The organism is Bacteroides sp. OM05-12 (assembly GCF_003438995.1).
In the GTDB taxonomy this organism is placed as follows: Bacteria; Bacteroidota; Bacteroidia; order Bacteroidales; family Bacteroidaceae; genus Bacteroides.
This window is the reverse complement of the sequence record NZ_QSUN01000003.1, coordinates 135,765-157,337: the sequence shown is the minus strand read 5'-3', so window position 1 is coordinate 157,337 and position 21,573 is coordinate 135,765. Positions and strand designations below refer to the sequence as shown.

Annotated in this window: 15 protein-coding genes; 11 read left to right on the top strand and 4 right to left on the bottom strand. The window is 39.4% G+C overall.

Annotated features, from left to right (window positions below):
• The first annotated feature begins 109 nt into the window (after positions 1-109).
• Genes DXB63_RS03925 through DXB63_RS03905 form a run of 5 tightly spaced genes read left to right on the top strand, consistent with a single transcriptional unit; the run spans position 110 to position 4,481 of the window.
• The gene (locus DXB63_RS03925; protein WP_122125094.1) at positions 110-970 is read left to right on the top strand and encodes a hypothetical protein; all 861 of its coding nucleotides are present in this window, start codon (positions 110-112) and stop codon (positions 968-970) included.
• A complete protein-coding gene (locus DXB63_RS03920) occupies positions 967-1,419 on the top strand; it encodes a S24/S26 family peptidase (RefSeq protein WP_122125093.1) in 453 nt (150 codons plus the stop codon). Before DXB63_RS03925 ends, DXB63_RS03920 begins: the two co-directional genes overlap by 4 nt.
• Positions 1,420-1,454: 35 nt before the next feature.
• Positions 1,455-1,724, top strand: coding sequence for a PqqD family protein (locus DXB63_RS03915; protein ID WP_122125092.1), 270 nt, complete (start codon positions 1,455-1,457; stop codon positions 1,722-1,724).
• Between the two features lies 1 nt (position 1,725).
• A complete protein-coding gene (locus tag DXB63_RS03910) occupies positions 1,726-2,829 on the top strand; it encodes a nucleotidyltransferase family protein (RefSeq protein ID WP_122125091.1) in 1,104 nt (367 codons plus the stop codon).
• Positions 2,829-4,481 (top strand): ABC transporter ATP-binding protein, encoded by a 1,653-nt coding sequence (locus DXB63_RS03905; protein ID WP_122125090.1) that lies wholly within the window; start codon positions 2,829-2,831, stop codon positions 4,479-4,481. The genes DXB63_RS03910 and DXB63_RS03905 overlap by 1 nt, the downstream gene beginning before the upstream one ends.
• 2 nt (positions 4,482-4,483) lie before the next feature.
• Here DXB63_RS03905 and nth read toward each other — a convergent pair whose 3' ends face one another.
• The 3 genes from nth to pheS form a co-directional block, all read right to left on the bottom strand.
• Complete coding sequence (nth, locus tag DXB63_RS03900; protein ID WP_122125089.1) at positions 4,484-5,131, bottom strand: endonuclease III; 648 nt, start codon at positions 5,129-5,131, stop codon at positions 4,484-4,486.
• Positions 5,128-6,324, bottom strand: coding sequence for an MFS transporter (locus tag DXB63_RS03895; RefSeq protein ID WP_122125088.1), 1,197 nt, complete (start codon positions 6,322-6,324; stop codon positions 5,128-5,130). The genes nth and DXB63_RS03895 overlap by 4 nt, the downstream gene beginning before the upstream one ends.
• Before the next feature lie 91 nt (positions 6,325-6,415).
• Positions 6,416-7,435: a phenylalanine--tRNA ligase subunit alpha gene (pheS, locus tag DXB63_RS03890; protein ID WP_122125087.1), complete on the bottom strand. Its 1,020-nt coding sequence runs from the start codon at positions 7,433-7,435 to the stop codon at positions 6,416-6,418.
• Between the two features lie 157 nt (positions 7,436-7,592).
• On the opposite strand from pheS, the gene DXB63_RS03885 reads away from it, so the two are divergent.
• The gene (locus tag DXB63_RS03885; RefSeq protein WP_122125086.1) at positions 7,593-10,517 is read left to right on the top strand and encodes a DEAD/DEAH box helicase; all 2,925 of its coding nucleotides are present in this window, start codon (positions 7,593-7,595) and stop codon (positions 10,515-10,517) included.
• 101 nt (positions 10,518-10,618) lie between these two features.
• Here DXB63_RS03885 and kbl read toward each other — a convergent pair whose 3' ends face one another.
• Positions 10,619-11,806, bottom strand: a complete 1,188-nt coding sequence (gene kbl / locus DXB63_RS03880; protein ID WP_122125085.1) for a glycine C-acetyltransferase — start codon at positions 11,804-11,806, stop codon at positions 10,619-10,621.
• A 180-nt stretch (positions 11,807-11,986) separates the two neighbouring features.
• Between kbl and DXB63_RS03875 the strand changes: the two genes are divergently transcribed.
• The 5 genes from DXB63_RS03875 to DXB63_RS03855 all read left to right on the top strand — a co-directional run bounded on the left by DXB63_RS03875 (position 11,987) and on the right by DXB63_RS03855 (position 21,522).
• The gene (locus DXB63_RS03875) at positions 11,987-12,940 is read left to right on the top strand and encodes an NAD-dependent epimerase/dehydratase family protein (RefSeq protein WP_122125084.1); all 954 of its coding nucleotides are present in this window, start codon (positions 11,987-11,989) and stop codon (positions 12,938-12,940) included.
• A 619-nt stretch (positions 12,941-13,559) separates the two neighbouring features.
• Positions 13,560-14,012 (top strand): SMI1/KNR4 family protein, encoded by a 453-nt coding sequence (locus tag DXB63_RS03870; RefSeq protein ID WP_122125083.1) that lies wholly within the window; start codon positions 13,560-13,562, stop codon positions 14,010-14,012.
• Positions 14,013-14,156: 144 nt separating this feature from the next.
• Positions 14,157-15,518 carry a tetratricopeptide repeat protein gene (locus DXB63_RS03865; protein ID WP_122125082.1) on the top strand — a complete coding sequence of 454 codons (1,362 nt, stop codon included), beginning with the start codon at positions 14,157-14,159 and terminating at the stop codon, positions 15,516-15,518.
• A gap of 158 nt (positions 15,519-15,676) precedes the next feature.
• Positions 15,677-19,072: a T9SS-dependent choice-of-anchor J family protein gene (locus tag DXB63_RS03860; protein WP_122125081.1), complete on the top strand. Its 3,396-nt coding sequence runs from the start codon at positions 15,677-15,679 to the stop codon at positions 19,070-19,072.
• A 2-nt stretch (positions 19,073-19,074) separates the two neighbouring features.
• Positions 19,075-21,522, top strand: coding sequence for a T9SS-dependent choice-of-anchor J family protein (locus DXB63_RS03855; protein WP_122125080.1), 2,448 nt, complete (start codon positions 19,075-19,077; stop codon positions 21,520-21,522).
• Positions 21,523-21,573: the final 51 nt, after the last annotated feature.

Below are 21,573 nucleotides of genomic sequence, written 5' to 3'. Positions count from 1 at the left end.
CGGACTGTAAGTTAAATAATGTAAGCATTATATCGTATATTTGTTGCATTATTTAAGTCAATCAGGTATCTTTGCTACCTCTACTTTACAAATTAGAAATAGAATACAGATGGGACACATATCTTATAAAGTTGCGGAACATATCTTTCTTGTTCATGCGGAAAAACCGGAGGCGGTCTTTGAATGCCTGACTTCTTATCAGCCCTTTGTGACGGAGGAGACAGAAGCACCATTGTTTGAACTTACCATATCCAGGGAACAGCAAACGTATGGAGAAGAAATAAATCGTTTTGAATGGGATGGATCGGAGTGTGTGATTTACCGGGATGATAAGGGATATTCTTTTGAGCTCTTTCCCGGTGGTTCGTCTCTCTCTTATATAATGCGTGCGGAAAAGAACTTTACGAGAGTTACCGCGTCCATGAAAGGGGAAGATCAGGATGTTTTTGTTTTAAATAATTTCCTGATGATGACATTTGCTTTTGCTTCCGCATCCTGTAAGACTTTGATGATACATGCTTCTGTTATTCGTAACTCCGGAAAAGGATTTTTATTCTTAGGTAAAAGTGGAACCGGAAAAAGTACGCATAGCAGCTTGTGGCTCAAATATATAGAAGGAAGTGATTTGTTGAATGACGATAATCCGATTGTGCGTATTGTAAATGGTGTACCCATGGTCTACGGATCTCCTTGGAGTGGTAAAACTCCCTGTTATCGAAATTTAAGTGTCCCGGTCGGAGCTTTTGTCAAGTTAAAGCAAGCTAAAGAAAATAGGATAGAGAAAGTGAAGCCCGTGCGCGGATTTGCTACGGTTTTATCCTCTTGCTCCGTGATGAAATGGGATGAACGTATTTATGATGGTATCTGTGATACGATATCGGAAATATCTATGATTGTTCCCGTCTTTCAGCTCGATTGTTTGCCGGATGAAGATGCTGCGTTATTGTCTTTTAATACGGTTTGCGGATGAGCGACTTACGATGTGTTTCTGTTCCTAACGAATCATTGCTTACACAGGTGGGTGAGTTGATAGCAGGAGGACATCATGTGACGATTAAGGTACGTGGTAACAGTATGAATCCGTTTTTCGTGGATAGGAGGGATGATGTCATTTTATCTCCGTTTACACGGAAAGATCTTAAAGTAGGAGCTGTTATCCTGGCTCGTGATAGAGATCGACGATTCATTTTACATCGTATTATAAAGATGGAAAATGACGTGATTACGATGATGGGTGATGGAAATTGGAGAGGCGTGGAACAGACTGTCCCGGAGGATGTTATCGGTTTGGTAACCGGTGCCGTGCGTAAAGGGAAGCTGGTGTCCTGTCAAGGATTTTGGTGGGGTGTGTATTCTGCTGTTTGGATGACTCTGCGTCCGGTAAGGAGATGGATATTGGCTGTTTGGAGAAGGTTGTAATTTTTTTTGTATGATGAATATATAAAATAACGGTTATGAAAATTAAAGAAGGATTCAAATTACGTAATATATGTGATACGAATGTAATCGTGGCGCAAGGTTTGGAGAATATCAATTTCAGTAAAATCATTAATTTGAATGATTCGGCGGCATGGTTATGGCAACAGGTGGAAAGCCGGGAGTTTTCGGTGGAATTGTTGGCTTCTTTGTTGATGGAACATTATGAAGTGGATGAAGATACTGCGCGTCAGGATGCAAAAGATTTAGTAGATTCTTGGTTGGAAGCAGGAATTGTATCTGAATAGGATGGATACTATTCAGCGTTTTTTTGCTTTGCTTAGATCCGGTCTATGGGGAAAAGCCGTAGAGAGTTCTCTTTTTGCCGATGGTGAAACGGATTGGGATGCTATTATCAGTATGTCGATGGAACAGACTGTTACCGCATTGGTTTTTGATGGAATGGAGACGTTGCCTCCGGCTTTGCGTCCTTCCAAAGCCAATGTTATGAAATGGTTTTCGATGGTGGTCAGGGTTGAGCAGTCTAATAAATTATTGGACAGGGAGTTGGCAAATATTGTAGAGTTCTATCGTGGTCATAGTATATTCCCTATTCTATTAAAAGGACAAGGTGTAGCCAGCTTGTATCCTCGTCCGGAACATCGCCAATGCGGGGATATAGATTTATATCTGGGGGATGATTATGAACGGGCAAAGGAGTTAATCGCTTCACAAGGAATAAAACTGGGTGATGAAGGTGAAAAGCATGTTAGTTATTCATATAATGGTGCTCCGGTAGAAAATCATCACTACGCTGTCTGTTTTTATAATCCGAGACAAAACCGGATTTTGCAACGATGGGCGAAAGAATGGTTGAGTGCAAAGACGAAAACTTTTCATGTTCGTGATACGGAGGTTCTTCTTCCTGCCCCCGGATTTGATGCCATTTATCTTTTAATTCATGCTTTACTTCATTTTATTCCGGAGGGTATCGGGTTGAGGCAGGTTTGTGATTGGACACTTATCTTAAAGACATATCATCGGCAGATAGATCGGGAACGTTTAATCGGAGAAGTCCGGTTATTGAAAATGGAAGATGCTTTCAGGACTTTCGGATACGTGGCGGTTCATTATTTGGGATTGCCTGCCGAGTGCATACCGTTTCCATTGGACAATGTGGCGGAAGCGGGAGAATTTCTTTTGCATGATATTTTGGAAGGCGGTAATTTTGGCAAGATGCGTGAAGAAGATAAAAAATTGCCTCAGGGGAAATGGGGTAAAGTGTGGTATAACTATAAACATATCCATGCACGATGCAAGAAAATGAAAGTTTTTTGCCGGGAGGAAGCGCGTTGGTATCCTTATTTCAGAGCGTTGAATTTGGTATATAAGAAACTTCACGGGTTAGACTGATGAAAAGATTGAAAGACATACGGTTTAAGAATCTTCGTAATATTGCCCGTTGGCTTTATTCGATTACCTATGGCCAACGGTGGCGTATTGCCGTTAGTTGTCTGACCGGTGCTTTTGAAGTGGCATGTAGTTTGGGGTTCGTATGGGCTTCAAAACAGGTGATTGATATTGCTACGGGAGCGGTTGCCGGAAATATTTGGGTGGCTGCATCTATCACGATTATTATTTTGTTGGGGCAGCTGTCATTTGCGGCATTAGATATGTGGCTGAGCGGATGTATGCCTGTGGACGTAGGAAACCGTCTGCGTAGCCGTTTGTTTAATCATTTATTGCGTAGCCGTTGGAAAGAGTTGGAGCGTTATCACACGGGAGATGTGCTTAACCGGGTAAACCGTGACGTAGACGAGGTGGTGCGGTTGCTTACGGCCACTATTCCGGATCTTTTTGTTACTGTCATCCAGTTTCTCGCGTCTTTTGCTTATTTATGTAAGTTGGATGCTTCATTAGCATGGTTGCTCATTCTTATTATTCCGGTCTTTTTACTTATCAGTAAGTTGTATGTACGTCGGATGCGTGAATATAACCGTAATATTCGCGTCAGTGATAGTAAGATACAGTCGGTCATGCAAGAGAGTATCCAGCATCATGTGATTGTGAAAACAATGGAACGGACAAGAAACCGTCTGGCAGTACTTGGTGAGTTGCAAGGAGGGCTCCGTAAACAGGTACAGGGACGTACACGTCTTTCTCTTTTTTCACGTATGATGATGTCCGTAGGTTTCAATAGCGGATATTTGTTGGTGTTTCTCTGGGGAGCAATGCGTTTGAGCAGGGGGGATATTTCTTTTGGTACAATGACGGCTTTCTTGCAATTAGTGGGACGTGTACAACGTCCGGCTTTTGATTTGACATCTTTTTTACCATCATTCATAACGGCCTATACGGCAGCAGAGCGTTTGATGGAATTAGAGTCTTTATCGACGGAAGATGATGATAATTCTATTTTTATAGAGGAGGTTACCGGATTAAGTTTTAGAAACGTTTCTTTTGCTTATGTGGAAAATGGTGAGTCTGTTTTTAATCATTGGAATGCGGAGTTTCGTGCCGGGACTTCTACGGCCGTGTTGGGTGAGACGGGAGCCGGAAAGACCACACTTATTCGTTTGATTTTAGCATTGGTCTCACCAACAGAAGGAACGATTGTCTTGACGGGTCCTCAGGGAGATGTGGAGGTATCACCCGGAACCCGTCCTAATTTTGTTTATGTACCACAGGGAAATACTCTTTTTAGCGGTACAATCCGGGATAATCTTTTGATGGGGAATCCGGATGCTACGGATCGCGAAATAGAAGATGCGCTTCGTATGGCTGTCGCTGATTTTGTTTTAGAGCTACCGGATGGAATAAATACCGTGCTCACGGAACAAGGGGGCGGTGTATCCGAAGGACAAGCTCAGCGTATCGCTATTGCCCGGGCATTGCTTCGTAAAGGAAATATCCTGTTATTTGATGAGGCTACCTCTGCTCTTGATCGGGAAACGGAGAGACGTTTGATTTATAACCTGAAAACTTGCTGCCAGGGTAAAACCGTTATATTCATCACACACCATGCCGCTTTGGCGGAAGAGTGCGATGAGGTGTTGTCACTATAAAATTATTTTCTTGTAAGTGAACGGTAGTGTTTACACCATTCCTTTAAACCACATTCATCGCATTTCGGATTTCGGGCGATACACGTATAGCGTCCGTGAAGTATTAACCAATGGTGAGTTTTGGGTACGATTTCATCAGGAATATATTTGGTTAACTCTTTTTCTGTGGCGAACGGAGTGGTACAACTTTCAGGAACTAACCCAATTCTATGGCTTACCCGAAACACATGCGTATCTACTGCCATCGCTGCTTTATTGAATACGACAGACTGAATGACATTAGCTGTTTTTCTTCCTACTCCGGGAAGTTTAACGAGTTCTTCAAGAGTGCTGGGTACTTCTCCATTGAAATCTTTTATCAGCATCTTTGCCATTCCTACCAAATGTTTGGCTTTGTTGTTAGGGTATGATACACTGCGGATATATTCATAAATAACTTCAGGAGTTGTATTTGCCATCGCTTCCGGAGTGGGATAGTCCTGAAAAAGGGCGGGAGTTATCATATTGATCCGTTTATCAGTACATTGGGCGGATAATATGACAGCTATCAACAGTTGAAAAGGATCTTTGTAATGGAGTTCCGTTTCCGCTATCGGCATTGCTTCTTCGAAGTAAGCGATTATTTTATGGTATAATTCTTGTTTTCTCATCTCAATTTGTTTTTATGAAAATGTGGTGCGACCTTTAGATTAAAATAGAGTGCTGATATGACCGTGAGACATGCGCCGAAAAAATAGGCTTTATTGAATGTACTGATCTGGGAGATATATCCGCCGAGTAACATTCCTGCTCCTATACCTACATCCCATGAGGTCAGGTAAGTAGATGTTGCAGTTCCTCGTTGGCTATTCGGTGCAAGATTCACGAATAAGGTATTGAAAGCCGGAAACATTGTTCCGAAACCTATGCCTAGAAATAATGCGATTCCGAAGAATACATTTGTGCTGATTGTATCATTCCATTCCATCAGATAGGCACATGCGGAAAGAATGAAAAAGCAAATACATACCAAGTACATCCCGACGGAAATAACCTGTGTTATTTTGCCTTTATCCACCAGTCTTCCGGAAAACAACCGGGATACGGCCATTCCTATTGCCATGAAAGTGAAAAAGAATCCGGTTTCGGCCGTGATTCCTATTTGTTTGGCATACATTGCTATATAGTTACTGGTCATTCCATAGGGGATGGAAAGCAACAATAAATCTATACCGGCAGGTAATCCCTTGATAAGGATGAATCGGTCGAGAGATATCGGCTCGCGTTTGACAGGAGGCCTTGCCGGTGTCTTTACTAAAGTTGCCATGATAAATCCCAGTATGCAAGAGCATAAGGCGCAAATAAAGATAACTTCGAATGAGTAAGCATTATGCAGAAATAGTCCGACCATCGGGCCGATAGACATGGCGGTGTTGTTTGTCAATCCGTAATAGCCGATTCCTTCTCCTCTCCGGGAGGATGGCATAATATCTATCACCACCGTATTCCCCGCTACGGTAACAGTTCCGAAAGAAAAGCCGTGTATAATTCTCATGATAGTGAACAAAGTTAGTGTTCCTGCTATCAGATAGCCTGCAAATACACTGGTAAAAACAAAAAAGGCAAACAGGTATAGTGGCTTTCGGGAAAAGGTATCTAATAAATAACCGGAAAAAGGACGAATGCATAAGGCGGCAATCGTGTAGCAAGAAAGAATAATACCGACCGTAGCATTGCCTGTGTGGAAAACTTCCGTTAAATAAAACGGCAAAATGGGCATTAATAGATAAAAGCCAAAATATAACAGGAAGTTGGCTGCAAGAATATAACAATAACTGGGTGTGACAAGTCTATCTTTAGCCATAAGATTTTATAATTGAGAGATAAATAATGAAGAATTAATAATGAAAGAGTGATCGTCATTATTAATTCTTCATTATAAACTCTTCGTTGACTTAGTATGCCGCTTCGAATTCTTTTAGGAAACGTATGTCGTTTTCAGAGAAAAGACGTAAATCGTTTACACGGTATTTGAGGTTTGTAATACGTTCCACACCCATGCCGAGAGCATAACCGGTATATGTTTTGCTGTCTATGCCGTTGCTTTCCAATACGTTGGGATCTACCATGCCGCATCCTAATATCTCTACCCAACCTGTGCCTTTACAGAACGGACAACCTTTTCCGCCGCATATATTGCAACTGATATCCATCTCTGCACTTGGTTCTGTGAATGGGAAATAAGACGGGCGCAAACGAATCTTTGTATCTGCACCGAACATCTCCTTTGCAAATAACAACAGCACTTGTTTCAAGTCTGTAAATGAAACGTTCTTATCTACATATAAGGCTTCTACCTGATGAAAGAATGCGTGTGCACGATAGCTGATAGCTTCATTACGATAAACACGTCCCGGGCAAATGATGCGGATGGGAGGTTGTGACACTTCCATGACGCGGCTTTGCACACTCGATGTGTGTGTGCGGAGCACGATGTCCGGGTGAGCTTCGATAAAGAAAGTGTCTTGCATATCACGTGCCGGATGGTCTTCTGCAAAGTTCAGTGCGGAGAATACGTGCCAGTCGTCTTCAATTTCAGGACCCTCTGCAATAGAGAAACCTAAACGTCCGAAAATATCAATGATTTCGTTTTTAACGATAGATAAAGGATGGCGTGTGCCCAATTTAACAGGGTAGGCTGTACGGGTTAAATCAAGATCGCAGCTACCATTGTCTTTACTGTCAAATTCATCTTTCAAGGCATTGATACGCTCCTGAGCTTTTGTCTTCAGCTCATTCAGCATCATACCTACTTCTCTCTTTTGTTCGGCAGCTACGTTACGGAAGTCTGCCATTAAATCATTTATTGCTCCTTTTTTACTCAAGTACTTGATGCGTAGAGCTTCAAGTTCTTCGGCATTGTTCGCCTTCATCGCTTCAACTTCTGCGAGAAGTTGTTTAATTTTAGCTATCATATTTTTGAGTTATATTTTATACCTAATATAAAGTGGTGCAAATGTAATGCTTTTAAATTAAAAAACACTTGTAAGAATAGAAAAAATACCTGAAAGAGGGAGGAAGTACGAAAAACAAAAGCGTATCTTTGTGGTTTGTATCAAAAACAGGCAAAAGATGAGTGAACCAGATGAACAATTAGTCTTTATTCTTTCTCAAGACACCAAGTGGGGAAATTATACCATACATCCGGCTCGTGCCGTGGATCAGGGAGAGTTCTTTCTTTACTTGGGACGCCTCACCGAGACGGATAATTGGCAGATGTCACCTGTTGAGAAACAGATATTTGAACTATGTAAAGGGTATGAGGTAAGTGAACTGTATACCGTCTTTGGAAAGGACAAATATCGTACAGAACAACTTTTTATCGATAAAACTGATGAGAAGACGTTGAAGTCTGTTCGTGCTTATATTGACAAGATTGTGGAAAGGATTATTCGTCTTATCATGGAGGCCGACCTTTTGCTTTTTTTACGGGAGAGCCGTTGGGATAATCCTCATAAAAAGAACCGGATTCATTTGGGACAGGAACGGGTAAAGCCGCTACTTGGTTTCTTTCGTAGCGATGAAAATATACGATACAGACTTCGATTATCATTGGGAGATGAAATCATAATACCTTCGGAATCGGAGTTAAAAGTCATAACCGAGCAACCGGCCTTGATATTGATAGATAATGTTTTATACTATCTCATTGACAATTTTAGCGGAACGAGGTTAAAGCCTTTTTTGCAGAAAGAAGAAGTGATTATTCCCCGTCAGAATGAGGCTGCCTATTTTCGTACTTTTATTCTGAAAAACATTTGTAATGAAGATATTGAGGTTGAGGGGTTTGATGTGGTTGAACCGGAGATTAGTAAGAAGGTTATGTTGTCTTTGGAACAAAACCTGATGGGGGAACCGATTTTAGAACTAAGCTTCAAGTATAACGAACGTGTTGTTTCGTCTGCCACTCGGAAACCTTTTATCGTAGAACTTAAAGAGGAGGACGGACAATACCGCTTCTATAAGCTGGCGCGAGACTTTGAATGGGAAAAGACGTTTGTCGATGGTCTGGAGGAATTAGGACTTCATTGGTTTGCTGCCGGCTATTGGGGATGGCAGGAGAAGATGCTGTGGGCGGAAGCAGTAGAATGGGTGAATGTTCATTTGGAATATTTGAAGGCGCATCATTTTGAGTTTACTCAGGAAAGGCTGGACCGTAGGTTTTATATAGGTGGCTATAAACTGTCTTATGTACGTGAAGAGTCGTCTGCTGACTGGTTTCAGTTGAAAGCGGAAATCATGCTGGATAATGGATATAAGTTCTATTTGCAGGATTTGTGGGAGAACATATTGTCGGGCATACGGGAATATAAACTAAAGAATGGTTTGGTCTTTATGATCCCGGAAGAATGGTTTGCGCGATATTCCGGTTTGCTCCTTTTCGGACACCGGAATCGTGAAGGGAAAATAATACTGCAACGTAATCAATCTTCTTTGTTGGATAATGAAGACAGGAAATGCCCTGCTGAAATAAATGAAGTTATACCGGAAGTAATGCCTCCTTCTACTTTGCGGGCAACTTTACGTGACTATCAACTAAAGGGGTTTCGTTGGCTTTATACACTTTATAGGCAACACTTAGGGTCTTGCCTTGCGGATGATATGGGGTTGGGAAAGACGATTCAGACAATCAGCCTACTTTTAAAATATAAAGAAGAGAGCCGTAGGAAAGATACTTTGTGGGTTGAAACACCGAAACAGCCGGATTTGTTTGATGAGAGTAATGCAGAGGCAAATGAAGAATCCGGTTTGCCTCCTTTTTATACTTGTCTTATCATTGCTCCGGCATCCGTAGAGCATAACTGGCGGAATGAGTTACTGAAATTCGCACCGTCTCTGACAGTCGGGAGTTACATTGGCATGCATCGTTCAAGAATGCAACCGGCGTTGATGCGTTGGGATGTAGTGACGACTACTTACCAGACAATGCGGAATGATATTGATTTCTTTTCCCGGCAGCATTTTGGTATAGTGGTATTTGATGAAGCTCAGATGTTTAAGAATCGTGATTCGCAGCTTTATCAGGCAGTTCAGTCATTACAGGCAGAACATTTTGTCGCTCTTTCCGGTACTCCGATAGAAAACTCACTCAGTGATTTGTGGTCGTTGATGAATGTTATCAATCATGGATTGCTGGGTAATCATAGTTCGTTTCAGAAATATTTTATTCGTCCGATAGATAATGGATTCAATGAATTGCATCTGAATATTCTGAATCGTTTGGTTAAGCCTTATATCCTACGGCGAACGAAGGATGAGGTACTCCAGGATCTACCGGAACGTACGGATGAACTTATTTTTTGTGAATTGTCTTCCGAGCAAAAGAAAGTTTATGAGCAAGAGCTTTCCAAAGCCCGGAATCAAATCTTGGAACAGACTTTGGAACAGGCAGGCAATAACCGGACGTTTAACGCTCTTCAGGCAATAGGGCGTTTGAGGCAGATTGCTAATCATCCCCGTATGGTGGATATTGATTATAAAGGTTCGTCGGGTAAGGTTCAGGAAGTATTCCGTATGTTGGAAACGTTGGCAGGCAGTGGACATAAGGTTTTGTTGTTTTCAGATTATGTAAAATACCTCGATCTGGTAGCGGAAGAAATGGATGAAAGAGGATGGAAGTATGCGATGCTGATAGGAACGACAAAAGACCGTGAAAGGCAGATTTCTACTTTTAATACCGATAAGGAGTGTCAGTTCTTCCTAATCTCATTAAAAGCAGGTGGGGTTGGCATTAATCTGACGGAAGCAGACTATGTTTTCATACTTGATCCGTGGTGGAATACTGCTGCGGAAGAGCAAGCGATAAGTAGGGCACACCGCATTGGGCAGAAACAGGCGGTTTTCGTTTATCGCTTTGTCACTACCGGTACATTGGAAGAAAGAATATTGGATATTCAGCGTAAGAAGTCCCGGTTGTCGGATGCCATTATAAATGTGGATAATGATTCCATCCCTTTGACCGGTAAGGATTTGGAGCATTTAATAATAGATGCCTGATAGTGGATGGATATTCCATAAAAAGACAGCAAAGAGAAATATTTATTTATCTCTTTGCTGTTCTTCTTTTAATGAAATCGTCTTTAAATACCTTTGATCGATTATTTGATTACTTCAAGCTCTTTTCCGACTTTGATAAATGCATTGATACATTTATCCAGATGTTCTTTCTCGTGTCCGGCTGAAATCTGAACACGGATACGTGCCTGACCTTTCGGAACAACAGGATAATAGAAACCGGTAACGTAGATACCCTCTTCAAGTAGACGGGACGCATATATCTGAGAAAGTTTTGCATCGTATAACATGACGGCGCAAATAGCACTTTGAGTAGGTTTGATGTCGAATCCTGCGGCAAGCATCTTGTCACGGAAATAGTTCACATTCTCTACCAGTTTATCATGCAGTGCATTGCTGTCTTTCAGCATTCTGAATACTTCCAGGCTGGCGCCGATTACTGCCGGAGCTACCGAGTTGGAGAATAAATAAGGACGGCTGCGCTGGCGAAGCAGATCGATAATTTCTTTGCGGCCTGTGGTAAAACCACCCATTGCACCGCCAAAGGCTTTGCCCAATGTTCCGGTATAAATGTCCACTCGTCCGTATGTTTTATATAATTCGCTGACACCGTGTCCGGTAGCGCCTACTACTCCGGCAGAGTGAGATTCATCTACCATCACCAAAGCATCGTATTTTTCAGCTAAATCACAAATCTTGTCTACCGGAGCCACATTCCCGTCCATAGAGAACACTCCGTCTGTAACTATGATACGAAAACGCTGTTCCTGTGCTTCTTGCAAGCATTTTTCAAGTTCAGCCATATCAGCATTTGCATAGCGATAACGTTTTGCTTTGCAAAGACGTACACCGTCGATGATAGAAGCATGGTTCAGCGAGTCGCTGATAATCGCATCTTCTTCGGTAAAAAGAGGTTCAAATACACCGCCATTGGCATCGAAGCAAGCTGCGTAAAGGATCGTATCTTCAGTCTTGAAGTAATCGGCTATTGCCGCTTCCAATTCTTTGTGTATGTCTTGTGTACCACAAATGAAGCGTACGGACGACATACCGTATCCTCTTTTATCCATCATTTCTTGCGCAGCCTTGATTAGTCTCGGGTGGTTGGATAATCCTAGATAATTGTTGGCGCAAAAGTTCAGCACTTCTTTTCCTTTAACTGTGATGGCGGCCTGTTGCGGGCTTTCGATGAGTCGTTCTTCTTTATAAAGTCCGGCTTCCCTAATTTCAGAGAGTGTATCTCTGAGGTGTTCTTTGATTTTACCGTACATAAGTTATATAATTAATAATTAAGGTATTAAAAAAAGTGATTATGAAACTTGCATAACCGCTCTACTTTCTTTTTCCCAAAGTTCTGCATTTTATTTGAATAAACAAACAAGTTTTTGAATAATATTATAAAAAAAGGATTTATCTTTGTCAGTGTATAACATAACCTAATTATTAATTTTATGAAAAATATCTTGGTTATCGGATCCACGGGCCAGATTGGTTCGGAATTGACGATGGAGTTGAGAAAACGCTATGGTAATGAACATGTTATTGCTGGGTATATCCCATCAGCTCCTCCGACGGATGTTTTAATGGAGTCAGGTCCTTCCGAAGTGGTAGACATCACTTGTACGGATATGATTTTGGATGTTGTAAAGAAGTATCACATCGATGCGATATACAATCTCGCAGCTTTGTTGTCTGTAGTGGCCGAGTCAAAGCCTCAGCTTGCCTGGCATATCGGAATTGATGGTTTGTTCAATGTCCTGGAGATTGCCCGTCATTATAACTGCTCTGTGTTTACCCCTAGTTCCATCGGCTCTTTCGGGTTGGATACTCCTCATGTGAAAACTCCGCAGGATACGATACAGCGTCCTCGTACCATGTATGGCGTTACTAAGGTGACAACGGAATTAGTAAGTGATTATTATTATAATAAATATGGTGTGGATACCCGTGCCGTACGTTTTCCCGGTATTATCTCAAATGTAACCCCTCCGGGAGGCGGAACAACCGATTATGCGGTCGATATATACTATTCGGCAGTAAAAGGAGAGGAATTCGTCTGTCCTATCAAAGAAGGTACACTGATGGATATGATGTATATGCCGGATGCGTTGCATGCTGCTATTTCGTTGATGGAGGCAGATCCAAGCAGATTAGTACATCGTAATGCCTTTAATATCGCTTCGATGAGCTTTGCTCCCGAGACAATTTATGCCGAAATAAAGAAGCATAAACCGGATTTCAAGATGCGATATGAGGTTGATCCGTTGAAACAATCCATTGCAGACAGTTGGCCTGACAGCTTGGATGACACTTGTGCCCGTAATGAGTGGGACTGGAAACCTCAGTATAATTTGGAAACGATGACTAAGGACATGTTGGAGAAATTAAGCGCACGTCTTAAATAAGCCACATTTTCATTTATATTTTTTAAAGTAAAACGAAAGTCTTGTCTGTAAAACGACAAGTCTTTCGTCTTTTTTTTGCTTGACAGTAATCCTCATCATCCTGACCATTCATTCGTTTACCCAAGCAAATCCTTGCGTTTAGGCATGGGAAGCCTGTCGTTTAGCCAAGGTTAAACGACAGGCTTCCCATGCCTAAACGATTCAAACCATCGCATATTTTGAATAAATCTTTGTGAATGATTCAACTAAAGAGGTGCTTTTTTGTTTTGAGAAAAAAGTGCAGTGATTTAGATATTTAATAAATCTCTTTTCATTTTGTCGGATATTGTTTAGCTTTGCGAATGAAACCGGAAGTGTCTGGTATCAAATGAAATTGAGAAAATAAATATTATAAAGCGTTGTGCTTTATCTCTGTCGATGAGAACCTAGGAAATTTTCAATGATGTATGGAGGTAGCATAGCGGGTTCTGCGCATATATGCGTGGGTCTGCTGTCTATTTTATACATCGGGTTTTCCTAGGACCTTCGTCGATGAAATAGCACGCAGTTCCACGCTTTTTTATTTCAGAAACCGGCCATGAGGAACTGAGGCAGATGTTTAATTAAAAAAATTGCAGACATGGATATTTCTTATAATAAAAATAAGGCAGTAAAGTGCATCAAGTATTTGCATCGTCATAAAGATGCATGGATGGAACTGTGTGCAGTATGTGAGGAATGTCTGACAAGGAAGAGTCTGGAAAAAAGGAATTGCGGTCATGTGAAATTTGTTAATCATTTATTTCCTATCGACCAGATTATAACCAGATATGATGAATGGGTTGATCATTATTACCAACTGGATGAAGAAGCACAGAATCTTTTCTCCGAATATTGGTATCCGATAGGTAATGACTTTACCGCTGAAATGGTTTTCATAGATTTGTTGGTTTACAATCTTCCTGTTATTGTTATTATTCGTGAACCTAACTTCTATAGGATTACCGTGTGTGCTTCACTATTGGATTTTGTAAAAAAATATAAGAGTAAGAATCGGATTTATCGGAAATGGTTTTCTTTTAGCCGAACATAATATATAAGGAAATACTTTTGGAACATAAGTCTTGGTATATGTTAAGTAATAGATGCTAGAATGTTTATTTTATTATATTTTGAGTTATATTTTGATTCCTAGAAAATATAATTTAATTTTGTAAGCGAAATAACTACTAGAATAATGAAAATATACCTGCTTTTTGTATTAGTTTTCTTTATATCCTGTTCAAATGGTGAATTATCATCAGATGAAATGACTCAAGCAAATTCTTTATATCAACACGGTAAGTTGTTGGAGAAAGAGGGGAAAGCTGATTCTGCAGTAATATATTATCGTAAAAGTTTATCCTTATTAGATAAATCTAACGAATATCACTTGACGGCAACGGTCTATAATCAGTTAGGGGAGTTACTTAGCCTTCATCGTTACTATGATCGGGCTATAGAGCTACATAAGAAAGCCTTTGATATATCCAATCAAATAGAAGACAAAACTTTGGCTTCCAAATCTTTACGTGGAGTGGGTAAATGCTTCATATTTAAGGCTCAGTTGGATAGTACATTATATTATATACTGAAAGCCTATGAGATGAATCAGGAAATCAATGATAAAGAAGAATTGGCTGCTATTTATAATAATCTTTCCGTAATCTACGGAGAGATGGGCATGTTGGATAAAGCGATGGAATGGAATTCTAAATCGATGAATATAACTGAAGATAGTTTGACCAAGTATCGTAATTACTCAATTCACAGTTCATTATATATGCAGATTGGTAAGTATGATTCTGCTTGGTATTACAGCTTGTTAGGGCTTGAAAGCAATGATCTGTACATACATGCTAATTGTTTGCGTCGCTTATCAGAATTAGCAAGATATGTGGGGAGGGGAGATTCTCTTTTTTATGCCAAGCAATTTATGATTTTGAAAGACTCTATTGAGCATCTGAACAAGACTGTTGAGATAGGTGATGCAGAGTTAAAACTGAAACAACAACAGGTTATTGATGCCATGAATAAAAAGTCCGCCGTCTGGCTCTATTGGTTGTTGTCGGCGATTGTTCTGATTAACGTATTAATCTATTCTATTTATCGTAGAAGAAAAAAACTTGTTGAACGAATGATGATAAGACCATCTGACCCTATTTTATTGCAGCAAGAGGATGGAGAACAAATACAGATAATCATAAAGCGAGGTGAACTTTATGCGGAACTTTTTAAAGAAAGTCTGGCTTATAAGCAGTTAATTAAAACATTGAAAGGAAAGGGTAATCTGCTTTATAATGATCAACAAGTTTTAATGGACGCCATAGCCAAAACATTTGAACCATATATTGAAGATTTGAGTAAATATGTAAATTTAACGAGAGAGGAATGTTTATTGTGCTGTTTGGCTCAATTGAAATTAACTAACCAACAATGTGCGGCTTGTAAGAATGTGAGCGAAAATGCAATTCGTACTCAAAAGAGCCGTATTAAAAACAAAGTGCTACAAACAATGAAGTCAGAGGAACTATTTGATGCTATTTTTAATAATAAATGAGTTATTTATATGTTATTGTAACAGCTGCTGTTTTAATGCGTTGATTATCAGTATTGTTTTGCTTGCTGATGTAACGTTCTGAAACAAAAAAGCTTCTATTAATTAATTATTTTTGTATTTGTGAGAACAATAAGTACGAATCTAAAATTAAGAAGCTTATGAAAAAACTTGGACTTTTCTTTTTGTTGGTAGTATTGTCGCTTTTCTCTGTAAAAGCACAAACATTGCTTAGTGAAGATTTTGAGAGTGCGACTTCTATGCCTCCTCAAGGCTGGAGTGTTATTAATGATTCCCAAGAAAACAGCCATTTCCATTGGACGTTATATGAGGATGATAAGAGTGCCATTTCTGGTAAAAAATCAGCTCGCGTAGAATGTGGAGGATATACTTATGATGAGCCGATAAAAGAAGAATGGCTTATCACTCCGTTACTTCAATTAACAGATGACTCTTATAAATTAGAGTTTAAATGGGTAGGAGCTTCTGCTGCCGCTATAGATAAGCAGGAATATGATTTTCAGGTTCGTGTTCAAATAGACGGACAAAGTTCTTGGACTACAATCTGGTCTTTCTTGAATAAAGATCAGGTGGAAGATAGCGGAATTAAATATCCATGGACAGGATGGCTTAAATATACTTCACTTATAGATTTGACGAATTATAAAGGAAAATCAATTAAAATAGCCTTTGTTCATTGTAAATTAAAACCGGGTCTTGGCGTTGGTAATGACATAAAGGTAGATGATATACTTGTTCAGAAGTATGATCCGATATTGAATCCTCAAATAGAATCAGCAACGTCTACTTATACTTTTCCTGTTTCTTATATAGGTTCCAAGAAATATTCGGAAGTATTAAGTTTTAAGAACATAGGTAGTGGTGTTTTGAAGGTGACATCGGTATCTAGCTCAAATAGTACAGATTTCTCTACAACGATAATTCCGGGAGAGGTGGAGTTAAAGAAGAATGAAGAATATCAATTTCAGCTTATTTACCAACCTACTTTATCAGGTGCTCCTAATACTACGATTAAAATTGAAACAAACGGTGGTACTCCTTTAGAGATTAAAGTTTCCGGTTCAAAAAGAATACTTCCTGAAGGTTACACTTATGAAAGTTTCGAAGGTAATGTATTCCCTCCTCTTGGTTGGCGTATTGAAGGAAGTGGATGGAATGTTTATAATGCCGGATTATCGGGAGACCGCAGTGCGGTTGTTAGTATTTGCGAAAAGTCTGAACTAATATCGCCACGATTAAATTTGTCAGGAAATCAGGAATATACCGTTAACTTTGATTTCTTGGAAGACTATGAACCTAGTAGTGATGATGGAGGATTACCGGAAAACTATTTTAGATTATATTTGAGTACGGATGGTGGAGCTACTTGGGGGAAACCGTTATTTGATAATGTGGATTTGAATCAGGTACTTCATAAGGAAATTAGTTTAGGCTCGCCTAAATCCGATAATTGTTATTTGAAATGGTCATATACGTTACCGGGGCTGAATTTAAGCGGTGGCTATGATGAATTGCCTGAATATAGTAATGTATATCTGGATGATGTAGTACTTCCTCCTCTTTATGGCAGTGATAAAGCTCCATCGGCAGCTACAGGTAACATTCCTGCTAATAACGCAACTGATATTTATAATAAGAATCTTGTATTATCTTGGGGTGGAGTGTTGTTTGCTACTAATTATAAAGTATATGTGGGAACAGAAAGTAATAAATTCGATATCGTAAATGGTGAAAGTACCGGATTAAATACTTCTTATACACTTAATAGATTGGATTATGCAAAGACATATTATTGGAAAGTAGTGCCTTCTAATGCTGCGGGTGAAGCAACGAATGTGCCGGTTTGGAATTTTACAGTAATGGCAGACCAAAGTGTGAAGTCATATCCGTATATACAGGGATTTGACGAAAAAACATTCCCATTAGGATGGAATACAACCAAAGAAGGCTACACACGTTGGGATTTATCGCAGTTTAATGCTTTTGATGGCAATGGATCGGCCTATGCAGGAGGAAGTACCAGCAATTCAACTGCCATATTGGAGAGTCCTGAATTTGTACTTCCTACGGACAAAGAAGCTCAAATTACTTTCTATTGGGGAAATGGCGTTCCTGCCGGTTTACAGAAAGATCCGCTTGGTACAGCAGTAAATAATACAACGGGTCCTAATGACATTGATGCAGGATATTTTGAGATAGATGTCGACGGTACTTGGACTACATTGGCTATTATGTCTGATAAGGATAATGTTTATTGGGTACGTGAGCGCGTTGCTTTGGATGCTTATAAAGGTAAAACTGTAACATTCCGTTGGAGATACCATGTGGTTGATGGTTTAAAGAGCAAGGGAGTTTCCATAGATAATGTGAAAGTGGAACTGATTGGCTCAGAATGTATGGCTTATTTCAATAAGAATGAATGGAATGCAGGTGAAGTGAATTATTTGAGAAGCTTTAGTTCAAAGAATATATTGTCACTGACTAATGGTGGTAGCGAGACACTGAAGATTAAGAATGTGAAATTCTCTAAGGAGAACTTTACTACAACATTGCAAACCGGCATAACTTTAGAGGCGAATAAGGGTACTGTATTTGCTGTGATTTTTAATGCGGGAACGGTAGCATCTGAAATTAAGGATGAAATGGTCGTTTCATTTGAAAATGGACAATCGGTATCTTTACCGGTATCGGGTATTGCTTTGCCGGAAGATGTTTTATATTATAGCTTCGAAGATGATGAGTTCGCTTCTACTTCTCCAAAGGGATTGACAACAGTAGATGTTGATGCTTTGGCTACGGTTAAACCTGTGATGATTAATTATCCTAAGATTGGCACTCCGTTTGCTTATATCGTGATAAATCAAAAACCGGAACCCGAAGGGGCGGATTGGCGTAATATTTATCCACGTTCCGGTGATCAGCTATTGGCGGCAATGTGTGATCAGACTCATTCTTCTTCTACGAATGATTGGATTATTAGCGGAGAATTGACTGCTACACCTGAATCTAATTTCCGTTTTTATGGAAAGTCTTATGCACCGAAAGATCAATTTAATCTTCATCATGTTTCAGTTTGGGTAAGTACTACTGATAAGAATATATCTAGTTTTGAATTGGTAAGCGGAAATATTGAACTTCCTCATAAGGATGATTATGGTTTTACGGAGTTTAATGTGGATCTTAGCAAATATGCCGGTCAGAAGATTTATGTAGGTTTACAGCATATAGCAGATAAAGATGGATTTGTTGCATTCTTTGATGATTTCTATTTTGAACATTTCAGTTATGATATGACTGGAATAAGTCAGCATAGTATCGATAATGATATTCGTGTTTATCCGAATCCGGTTGCTGATGTCTTATATGTGGAAACTAACGATGTAGTGAAGCTGACTGTTTCCTCTCTGTCCGGTTCTGTGGTTCTATCCGAAGAAAATGTAAATAGCATAGATGTCTCTTCTTTGCCGGTAGGCATTTATCTGGTGACTATACAAACTGACGATAAAGTTCAGACTACCAGAATAATAAAGAAATAGCTATGAAAAGGAATATGTTAATGATTCTCGCACTACTATTATGTAGTGCGGGTTTTCTTCAGGCGCAAATACTGAATGAAAGTTTTGAAGGTACGACTTTTCCTCCAGAAGGTTGGACTGCTATTCCCAGTACGGAAGTTAATGCGACAAAACATTGGGAACGAATATATAGAGAGAAAGATAACCATATGAGTGGAAAAGCTTATGTGGAAGTGATTACTGATAGTAGTGAACCTGCAAAAGAAGAGTGGCTAATAACACCGGAGGTTGAAATACCATCTGAAGGTGTATATAGTTTTCAATTTAAGTGGTACGGACAAAAAGTTGGTTTTGAAAAGTATTGTGATTTGCAGATCAAAGTACAGGAAAATGGAAATGCAGATTGGGTTACTATTTGGGATATAAACAATGACGAACAGGTTGAAGCCAGTGGTGTAGTATGCCCATGGAAGCAATGGACAGTTTACACTTCTGATATAGATCTTTCTACATGGAAAGGTAAGAAAGTGAAGTTTGCATTTTATTATACTTCTGCTCCTAAACCTTTGTATGATGGAACTATGTATGCGTCAGGTTTGATAGATATCGATGATGTAAAAATAGATAAGTATATTGCACCTGTTCCAGTTGTTTCCGGAACAACTTCTTATAAATTTGAGAATGTATATATCGGTGTTCGTAAACAAGGAATACTCACTTTAAAAAACTCCGGTAAGGATGTTCTAAGAATTACTGGGATTTCCGGTTTGGAAGAAACTGATTTTTCCACTAATCTTGCGATTGATGCAGTTGCTCTTAAGTCAGGTGAGGAAATGTCTTATTATGTTTTCTATAATCCTACAATGGGAGGTCTAGGAAGTGTGACTTTGAATATTCAGACAAATGGAGGAAATTTGGATGTTGTGTTATCGGGGTCCAAGACAATTATTCCGGAGGGGTATACACTAGAAAGCTTTGAGTCTGGGATAATGCCTCCGTTGGGTTGGACAAATTCAGGATGGAAGATTTCTAAAACAGTAGCCATATCAGGGCTATATTCTGCTGTGAGTGGTATTTTAGAACAATGTACATTAACTTCTCCACGTTTAGATTTAAGTGGAGGAAATCATAAAGTTGTTTTTGATTTTATTGAGTCTTATATTGATGAAACAGGCGAAGCTGTTCCGGTTAATGACTTTACATTGGAATTAAAGCAGGATGATGGTAATTGGGAAGAAATCTGGTTTGCCAAGGATTTGATCTTTCAGGAAATAATAAGAGTATCGGTTGATTTAAATTCGACATCAAATAATTGTTATTTACGTTGGAGATATACAGGCGACTTTTCCGGTGGCTTTGATTCAGTAATCAGTGATATTTATTTTGATGATATTGTGTTACCACCTCTTTATAAAGAAGGCGCTCTTTTGCCGGCACAGAATCCTGTTCCGAAGAATGGTATGATTAATTGTAGTTATACAGATATCGAACTTTCCTGGGAAGGAGTTCTATTTGCCGAAGGATATAAATTATATGTTGGAACAGATCAAAATAATCCGATTTCTTTGGTTGATGGGGCAACTTTAACAGAGACGTCTTATAAAACAGGTGTACTTGCTCCGAATACTACTTATTACTGGAAAGTTATTCCTTATAATGAAACAGGAGAAGTAACTGATGTTACGGTATGGAGCTTTACAACGATGGCCGATCAAACAATTTCAACTTTCCCGTATAATATGGACTTTGAAGGTGATACTTTCCCGCCTTTAGGATGGACTGTTTATGGAGATGGTAAAGGATGGAATCAAAATTCTTACTATCCGTTTAATGGTAAGAATAGTTGTAGCGTATTTTTAAATGCTTCACAAAATCAGGAGGCATCTTTACAGACTTCTTTGATTCAATTGCCGACGGAAGAAATTGTAGCTGCATTCTGGTGGGCTAAAAATATGCCTGTAAATCTGGAAAAACAATCTGATGATAGTAAGTTAACAGGGACTGATAATGGAAATGATGCTCTGTATTTTGAAATTAAATCGGCAGATGGAGAATGGACTGAGTTGGCTAAAACTTTTGAAGAGAAGTATTGGTCACAAATGGTTGTTTCATTGAAGAACTATATGGGGAAACAGGTGTGGATGCGTTGGAGATATGCAGCCCAGAATGGCTATTCTGCCAATGCAGGTGCTGCTTTAGATGATTTTTATTTAGGTAATAAAGGGATGGTCGGTATACAAGAGGCATTCACTGGAAATATTTCTGTTTACCCTACTGTTGCTACAGAAGTAATTTATTTGGAAGGTGTTTCTCTTGAAATGACAGCTCTAATCTATGATTTAACAGGAAACGTTGTTTTAGAAGTGGAGAATACAACTCAAATAAATGTTTCATCCATACCACAAGGGATATATATTTTGAGTATTTGTCAGAATAATCAAATATATAATACTCGTATAATTAAAAAGTAGACGCGTTAGCGTTTACTTTTTATTAGTCTTAAAAATAAAAAAGTAAGGTTT